Genomic DNA, 7,257 nt, shown 5'->3' on the forward strand with positions numbered 1-7,257 from the left:
GGGGTTCCAGGGGGGTCGTCCCCCCTGGGTCACAGCGGAGGCCAGGGGATGGCGGGCCAGTCCTCGGGGGGATAGGGGTGGATGCGGTGCTTGAGCATGAGCTCGACGCGGCGGCGGGTCGCGTCGACCTCCTCCTCGGTGAGCAGCTCGGAGAGACGGGCGGCGAGGGGGCCGTCGCGCAGGGCGCGGTCGACGCGGCCGAGGGCCTCGACCGCCTCGGGGGTGAGGGGCTTGCCGCGCCACTGCCACAGCACCGTCCGCAGCTTGTACTCCACGGAGAAGCAGACGCCATGGTCGCAGCCGTACACGTGGCCGTCGCCGGGCGGCAGCAGGTGCCCGATCTTGCGGTCGGCGTTGTTGACGACGGCGTCGAACACCGACATGCGGCGGATGGCGTCGTCGTCGGAGCGCGACAGCGCGACCAGGTCGGTGTCGGGGTCGGGCTCGACCCACAGCTGCACCATGCCGGGGCCGTACGGGCCGTCGCGGTGGACAGTCGGGGGGACGGTGCCCCAGCCCATGACCTTGGACACCTCGTAGGCGGCGACCTCCCGCTCGGCGAGGGTGCCGTCGGGGAAGTCCCACAGCGGCCGCTCGCCCGCGACGGGCTTGTAGACGCAGGCGGCGCTGACGCCGTCGTGCTCGACCGTGCAGTACAGGGTGGCGTTGGAGGCCTGGACGAGGCGGCCCTCGATCGACAGCCGGCCGGCCAGCAGCAGCCGCTCGGCGGCGGGGACGTCGCGGGGGGAGACCCGGTCGCCGGAGGGGTCGCCGGCGGGGGCCCGGTCCCGGGAGGACTGCGTCATGCGCTCATTCTCCCGGCCGCCCCGCCCTTGATCCAGCGCGGGTCCCGGTCCGGGGCGGCCGCGACCCGGCCCGGCGTGCCGACCGCGCGCATCTCAGCCCAGGTATCCGTTCTGGCGGGGGCACACGTGGCCCTCGGTGTCCAGCGGCAGCCCGCACAGCGGGCACGGCGGCCGTCCGGCGGCGACCACCTGCAGGGCCCGCTCGGCGAACGCGCGGGCCTGCGCGGCGCTGATCCGCACCCGCAGCACCGCGATGGCGGGGTCGTCCTCGCCGACCTCGGCGTCCTCCTCGGCCTCGGTGACCTCCTGCGCCTCGATGACGACGCGCTCGTCGTCGGGGTCCCAGGCCAGCGCCATCGTGCCGACCTTGAACTCCTCCTCGACCGGCTGCTCCAGCGGGCCGTCGTCGCGCAGCTCGGACGGGGTGACCGCGGGGACGTGGGCCTCGCCGCCGCTGCGCCGCAGCACCTCGTCGAGCAGCTCCTCGAGCCGCTCCGCCAGCAGCGTCACCTGGAACTTCTCCAGGCCGACGCTGGTGACGCGGCGGCCCGCGCGGGCCTGCAGGTAGAAGGCGCGGTCGCCGGGGCGCCCGACGGCGCCGGCGACGAACCGCTCCGGCAGGTCGTAGGAGATGACGGGCATGACATCGACCCTACGCGCCGCCGCCGACGACCGCGTCACTCGCCCCGGATCCGGTTTTCCGGTCATCGCCCTCGTCCGGCTTGGGCAGGAGACCGGCGACGTCGCCGCCGGTGTCGTTGAGGCGGAGGACGAACGGCCGCAGCTCGGTGTAGCGGATCGCGGTGACCGACGCGGGGTCGGCCTGGATGCGCTGGAACTGGTCCAGGTGGAGGCCGAGCGCGTCGGCGACGACGGCCTTGATGATGTCGCCGTGGCTGCACACGGCGTAGACGGCGTCCGGGCCGTGCGCGGCGGCGATGCGCTCGTTCCAGTCGCGGACGGCGGCGACGGCGCGGTGCTGGGCGTCCGCCATGGCCTCGCCGTCCTTGCCGGGGAACCGGGCGGCGCTCGGGTGGGCCTGCACGACCCGCCACAGGGGCTCCTCGGCCAGTTCCTTGAGCGGGCGGCCCGTCCAGTCGCCGTAGCGGACCTCGCCGAACCGCTCGTCGATCTCGACCTTGTCGACGGTGCCGCCGGCGTCGCGGGAGTGCGGGGCGGCGACCGACTCGGCGGTCTCGACGCACCGGTCGAGGGGGCTGGAGACGACCGCGGCGAGCGGCAGCGCCGCCAGGCGCCCGGCGACCGCGGCGGCCTGCGCGCGGCCGCGCTCGTCCAGCCGCACGCCGGGGGTCCAGCCGGCCAGCACCGGCCCGGTCATAGCGGTCAGGCCGTGCCTTACCAGGAGAAGGGTCGTCACAACTGGCCACTGTAGGAGATGCGCGGACCGGATGTGATCACCGGCGCGATTCCGCGCGGCGCGCCGGATGCGCGACAATGCATGCCGTGATCGTGGACAAGGCCATCTACGCGGGCGGCGTCCGCAGCGACATCGACGGCGACATCAGCGACGCCTTCGACCTGGCGCGGGCGAACGGCGACTGCTTCCTGTGGATCGGCCTGTACGAGCCGGACGAGGAGGAGTTCGAGCTCGTCAAGGACGAGCTGCGGCTGCATCCGCTCGCCGCGGAGGACGCGGTGTCGGCGCACCAGCGGCCGAAGATGGAGCGCTACGACGACACCCTGTTCGTGGTGCTGAAGACGCTCGCCTACGTCGACGAGACGTCCGACATCGAGGTCGGCGAGATCATGGTGTTCCTCGGCGCGGACTTCGCGGTCACCGTCCGGCACGGCGCCGGGAACCCGCTCGGGCCCGTCCGTAAGCGGCTGGAGGAGGACAAGGACCTGCTCAAGCACGGCGCGACGGCCGTGCTGTACGCGGTGTGCGACGAGGTGGTGGACCGGTACGGGCTGGTCGCGCACGAGGTCGAGGTGGACATCATCGGGCTGGAGCGGGCGGTGTTCGACCCGCGGGCCCGCGACGTGACCGCCGACATCTACTCGCTCAAGCGGGAGGTGCTGGAGTTCCGCACCGCCGAGGACCCGCTGGTGCCGGTCCTGCAGGAGATCGCCAAGGGCCGGGTCTCCGAGTGCGCCGGGACCCGGGAGTACTTCCGCGACGTGCTCGACCACCTGCTGCGGGTGGACGCGCAGGTCGACGCGCACAACGAGCTGCTGAACAGCGTGCTGAACGCGCATCTGGCGCTGCTCGGCAAGCGGCAGAACGAGGACATGCGCAAGATCTCCGCGTGGGCGGCGATCATCGCGGTGCCGACGGCGATCGCCGGGATCTACGGGATGAACTTCACGCACATGCCCGAGCTGAAGTGGACGTGGGGGTACCCGGTCGTCCTGGTCCTGATGGCGGTCGTGTGCGTGCTGCTCTACCTCAGGCTCCGCAAGAGCGGCTGGCTGTAGGGCGGGCGGACGGCCTCAAGGCGCGGGGATCACGCGGCGTCCCGGCCGGGCGTCCGGCCGGAGAGCAGCTCGGGGGGCGGCGCGGCCAGCAGCACGGCCCACAGGTGCGACTCGGCGCCCTGCGCCTCCAGCCGGCGGCGCAGCCGCTCCACCCCTCCCCTGGTCGGCAGCGCCAGCCACAGCAGCAGCGGGTAGCCGACGACGAACCCGGCGACGAACACCACCACGGCGTGCCCGATCATCGCCAGCGGCAGGCCCAGCAGGATCACGCCCTCGGCCAGCGCGAACCGCAGCAGCACCGCCTGCCGGAACTGCGTCAGCGCCAGCCGCGCCGCCGCCGGAGGCTCGGCGCCGGGCGCCATCGCCAGCGGGGCGCGCGGACCGGCCAGGGCCGCGACCGCCGCCGCCAGCAGCAGCGGCGCGTAGATCCACGGCGGGGCGTCCCCGGCGGCGCCGCCGCGGTTGTCGACGATCAGCGGGGTCAGCGCGAGGATCAGCACGGGCGCGCCGACCAGCACCAGCATCATCAGGCGCATCCGTCCCAGCACCGTCGTGCCCCGCAGCGAGGCGAGGTAGCCCGGGTCGTCGCCGGGGCCGGCGCCGAACACCGGGTCGGCGGACGGCCCGCCGGCGCCCTCCGGCGAGTGCATCGAGTACGGGGATGGTGCCATGGCCCGGCACTTTAGCCCGGCGGTGACCCGCCGGAACAGATCCCACGAGGATCTTCGCGCGGGTCAGGCGGCGCGTCCGGCCCGCGGAGCGCGGGCGCGGCCGGGTCCGGGGGCGGGCGGGTCAGGTCGCGGAGATCGCGCCGGCCGCGAGCAGGCCCATCAGGACGCCGCCGAGCGCCACCCGGTAGAACACGAACACGTTCGTGGAGTGCCGGGTGAGGAACTTCAGCAGCCAGGCGATGCACGCGTACCCGACCACGAACGACACCACGGTCGCGATCGCGGTCGGGACGACCTGCAGCGACCCGTCGAACGCCTTGCGCAGCTCGAACAGACCCGACAGCACCACCGCCGGGATCGACAGCAGGAAGGAGTAGCGGGCGGCGGCCTCGCGGGTGTACCCGAGGAACAGCGCCCCGGTCATCGTCGACCCCGACCGCGACGACCCGGGGATCAGCGCGAGCGCCTGGAACCCGCCGATGATCAGGCCGTCCCGCATGTTCAGGTCGGCGACCTCGCGCTTGCCGATGCCGGCCCACTCGGCGACCATCAGCACCAGGCCGAGGACGATCAGCGAGGACGCGTTCAGCCACAGGTTCCGCGCGCCGCCCTCGATGAAGCCGTTGAGGGCCAGGCCGATGACCGCCACCGGGACGGTGCCGAGGCCGATGTACCAGCCGAGCCGCGCGTCCTGCTGGGGGCGCAGCTCCGGCGTCCACAGGCTCTTCGTCCACGTCGTCAGGATGCGGACGAGGTCGCGCCAGAAGTAGATGACGACCGCGGCCATGGTGCCGAGCTGGATGACGGCGGTGAAGGCCGCGCCCGGGTCCTTCCAGCCGAGCAGTTTCGGCACGATGAGCAGGTGACCGGAGCTGGAGATCGGCAGGAACTCGGTGAGTCCCTGGACGATCCCGAGCACGGTCGCTTCCACGACGTTCACGAGCGGCGGGTCCCCTCCGAATGCGAGATCGGCCACGGCGCCGATCCCGGTGAAGCGTATCCGCCGCCCGCCGCGCCCCGGTTCCCGCGCACCGCCGCCGTCCGGCCCGACGCCCGTGCCACCTGCGAGAACACCCTTTTCGGCCACTGCCGAGACGAATCATGCTCATGTTCCCGTCACCTGCCGTACACCTGCCTTCGCGCACGTCACCGGGCGGACGCGGACCGTGACGGCGCCGTGGGGCGCCCGCGATGACCGCTAGATTGACCGCCTATGAAGGAGCGTCACCTCGGGCGGAGCGGGCTGCTGGTGTCCCGGCTGGGGCTGGGCACCATGACGTGGGGCCAGGACACCGAGCCGGACGAGGCCGCGGAGCAGCTCGTGGCGTTCGCGGAGGCCGGCGGCACGCTGGTGGACACCGCCGACGTCTACAGCGACGGCGACAGCGAGCGGATCCTCGGGGCCCTGCTGCGCGAGGTCGTCGACCGCGACGCCTTCGTCATCGCCACCAAGGCGGCGATCCGCCCGAACGGGCGCTACGACGGGTCCCGCCGGCACCTGCTGCGCGCCCTGGACGCGTCCCTGGACCGGATGGACCTCGACCACGTCGACCTGTGGCAGCTGCACGTCTACGACCCGGCGACGCCGCTGGAGGAGACGCTGTCGGCGCTGGACGAGGCGGTGGCGTCCGGCCGCGCCCGCTACGTCGGCGTCTCCAACTACGCGGGCTGGCAGGTGGCCAAGGCCGCCGCGTGGCAGCGCGCCTGGCCGGGCCGCGCCCCGATCGTGTCGGCGCAGCTGGAGTACTCGCTGCTGAGCCGCGACATCGAGCGGGAGGTGGTGCCGGCGGCGCTGGACGCCGGCGCCGGGCTGCTGCCGTTCTCGCCGCTCGGGCGGGGCGTGCTCACCGGCAAGTACCGCACCGGCATCCCCGCCGGGTCGCGGGCCGCCGCGCCGCGCTTCGCCGACTTCGTCCAGCCCTACCTGGACGAGGAGTGCGCGCGGATCGTGGAGTCGGTGGTGACCGCCGCCGAGGGCCTCGGCGTGTCGCCGCTCAGCGTGGCGCTGGCCTGGGTCCGGGACCGGCCCGGGGTCGCCGCCCCGATCGTCGGCGCCCGCACCGCCGCGCAGCTGGGGGCCATCCTGGACAGCGAGGACCTGACGCTGCCGAACGAGATCCGGGGCGCCCTGGACGACGTCTCCGACATGTCCCCCTCCCACCAGTGACCGCGCCCGCACCGTGTCCGCCTGCACCGTGACCGCCCGCCCGATGACCGCCCGCCCCGCGACCGCCCCTCCCGTGCCCGCCTCCGTGACCGGGCGGGCCGTCCGTGGCACGCTCGGGACGGTCCACCGCCAACCGTGAGAAGCCGCGACGGGAAGCCCGTGACCGACACCCCACCTGACATCGACAGCCCCTCGCCCGAGTCCCCGCAGGAGCGCGCCGCCCGCGCCGCCGAGGCGATGCGTGCGGCCGAGGCCGCCGGGGCCCGCGCCGCCGAGGCCGCCCGCGCCAGGCGCGCCGCCGGCCCGCAAGGACCCGGCCCCCAGGAGCCCGGCCCGCAGGGATCGGGGCAGCACGGATCCGGGCAGCAGGGACCCGGGCAGCAGGGACCGGAGCGGCAAGGCCCGGCCCGTCCTCAGGCCGCCGCCTCCGCCGCGCTGCCCGCCGACGCCCGCGAGGGCCGGGCCGCGCTCGACGAGCTGTTCGCCTCCTTGGGCGTCCCCGCCGGGCTGGCCGCGCGGACGGCGGCGCGGCTCGGTCCCGGCGCCGCCGCGCGGCTGCGCGAGGACCCGTGGCGGCTGCTGAGCGTCCCCGGTGTCCAGCCCGCCCAGGCGGACCACTTCGCGCGCGCCCTGCTCGGACCGGACGCCCGGCCCGACGACCCCAGGCGCGGCGGCGCGCTCGTCCTGCACCTGCTCACCGAGGCGGCCCGCCGCGGCCACACCGTCACGCCCCTCGCCGACGTGGTGTCCGCGCTGGAGCGCGCCCGGGTCGCGGACACGCGCGCCGCCGTCGAGGCCGCGCTGGACGGCGGCGAGGTCGTCACGCTCACCGAGGAGCCGGAGTTCGACGAGGAGTCCTTCGACGAGGACGCCGAGCCGCCCGAGCCGGAGGAGACGCTCGGGCCCGCGCGGTGGGCGCTGGCGGAGGAGGCGGCGGCCGAGGGGTTCCAGCGGCTGACCCTCACCGCCGCTCCGCTGCTCGACGACGACGCCGTCAAGGAGCTGCGCGCCGGGCTGCCCGAGGACCGCTCGCTCGCGCTGACCGCCGCGCTGCGCACCGGCGTCAGCGTCCTGCGCGCCGCGCCCGATGCCCTCGCCGAGGTCGCCGCGGGCATCGCGGCGGCCGCCGCGTCGCGGGGACTGCGCGCCGCGGTCGCCGCGCCGACCGAGCGGGCCG

General features: G+C 74.9%; 8 protein-coding genes. 3 read left to right on the top strand and 5 right to left on the bottom strand.

Annotated features, from left to right (window positions below):
- Window positions 1-29 precede the first annotated feature (29 nt).
- The 3 genes from ABZ914_RS42815 to ABZ914_RS42825 all read right to left on the bottom strand — a co-directional run bounded on the left by ABZ914_RS42815 (window position 30) and on the right by ABZ914_RS42825 (window position 2,184).
- On the bottom strand, window positions 30-806 hold the full coding sequence (locus tag ABZ914_RS42815) for an SCO1664 family protein (RefSeq protein ID WP_433154323.1): 777 nt from the start codon (window positions 804-806) through the stop codon (window positions 30-32).
- A 93-nt stretch (window positions 807-899) separates the two neighbouring features.
- The gene (locus ABZ914_RS42820) at window positions 900-1,448 is read right to left on the bottom strand and encodes a DUF3090 domain-containing protein (protein ID WP_190857237.1); all 549 of its coding nucleotides are present in this window, start codon (window positions 1,446-1,448) and stop codon (window positions 900-902) included.
- Window positions 1,449-1,458: 10 nt separating this feature from the next.
- A complete protein-coding gene (locus tag ABZ914_RS42825; RefSeq protein WP_500200513.1) occupies window positions 1,459-2,184 on the bottom strand; it encodes a histidine phosphatase family protein in 726 nt (241 codons plus the stop codon).
- Between the two features lie 77 nt (window positions 2,185-2,261).
- On the opposite strand from ABZ914_RS42825, the gene corA reads away from it, so the two are divergent.
- The gene (gene corA, locus ABZ914_RS42830; RefSeq protein WP_500200514.1) at window positions 2,262-3,242 is read left to right on the top strand and encodes a magnesium/cobalt transporter CorA; all 981 of its coding nucleotides are present in this window, start codon (window positions 2,262-2,264) and stop codon (window positions 3,240-3,242) included.
- A 29-nt stretch (window positions 3,243-3,271) separates the two neighbouring features.
- Here corA and ABZ914_RS42835 read toward each other — a convergent pair whose 3' ends face one another.
- Both ABZ914_RS42835 and ABZ914_RS42840 read right to left on the bottom strand, forming a co-directional pair.
- A complete protein-coding gene (locus ABZ914_RS42835) occupies window positions 3,272-3,913 on the bottom strand; it encodes a hypothetical protein (protein WP_500200515.1) in 642 nt (213 codons plus the stop codon).
- Between the two features lie 121 nt (window positions 3,914-4,034).
- The gene (locus ABZ914_RS42840; protein WP_500200516.1) at window positions 4,035-4,889 is read right to left on the bottom strand and encodes an undecaprenyl-diphosphate phosphatase; all 855 of its coding nucleotides are present in this window, start codon (window positions 4,887-4,889) and stop codon (window positions 4,035-4,037) included.
- Between the two features lie 237 nt (window positions 4,890-5,126).
- On the opposite strand from ABZ914_RS42840, the gene ABZ914_RS42845 reads away from it, so the two are divergent.
- Both ABZ914_RS42845 and ABZ914_RS42850 read left to right on the top strand, forming a co-directional pair.
- Window positions 5,127-6,080, top strand: coding sequence for an aldo/keto reductase (locus ABZ914_RS42845; RefSeq protein ID WP_500200517.1), 954 nt, complete (start codon window positions 5,127-5,129; stop codon window positions 6,078-6,080).
- 159 nt (window positions 6,081-6,239) lie between these two features.
- Window positions 6,240-7,257 (top strand): helix-hairpin-helix domain-containing protein (locus ABZ914_RS42850; protein WP_500200518.1); only part of this gene is annotated, 1,018 nt, incomplete at its 3' end.

The sequence above is a fragment of the Spirillospora sp. NPDC046719 genome (assembly GCF_040645715.1).
Classification (GTDB): Bacteria; Actinomycetota; Actinomycetes; order Streptosporangiales; family Streptosporangiaceae; genus Spirillospora.

What these genes read in the sequence shown, in the direction of transcription:
- ABZ914_RS42815 (WP_433154323.1), bottom strand. Translation starts at nt 806, where the DNA reads ATGACGCAGTCCTCCCGGGACCGGGCCCCCGCCGGCGACCCCTCCGGC.
- ABZ914_RS42845 (WP_500200517.1), top strand. Translation starts at nt 5,127, where the DNA reads ATGAAGGAGCGTCACCTCGGGCGGAGCGGGCTGCTGGTGTCCCGGCTG.
- ABZ914_RS42835 (WP_500200515.1), bottom strand. Translation starts at nt 3,913, where the DNA reads ATGGCACCATCCCCGTACTCGATGCACTCGCCGGAGGGCGCCGGCGGG.
- corA (WP_500200514.1), top strand. Translation starts at nt 2,262, where the DNA reads ATGCATGCCGTGATCGTGGACAAGGCCATCTACGCGGGCGGCGTCCGC.
- ABZ914_RS42820 (WP_190857237.1), bottom strand. Translation starts at nt 1,448, where the DNA reads ATGCCCGTCATCTCCTACGACCTGCCGGAGCGGTTCGTCGCCGGCGCC.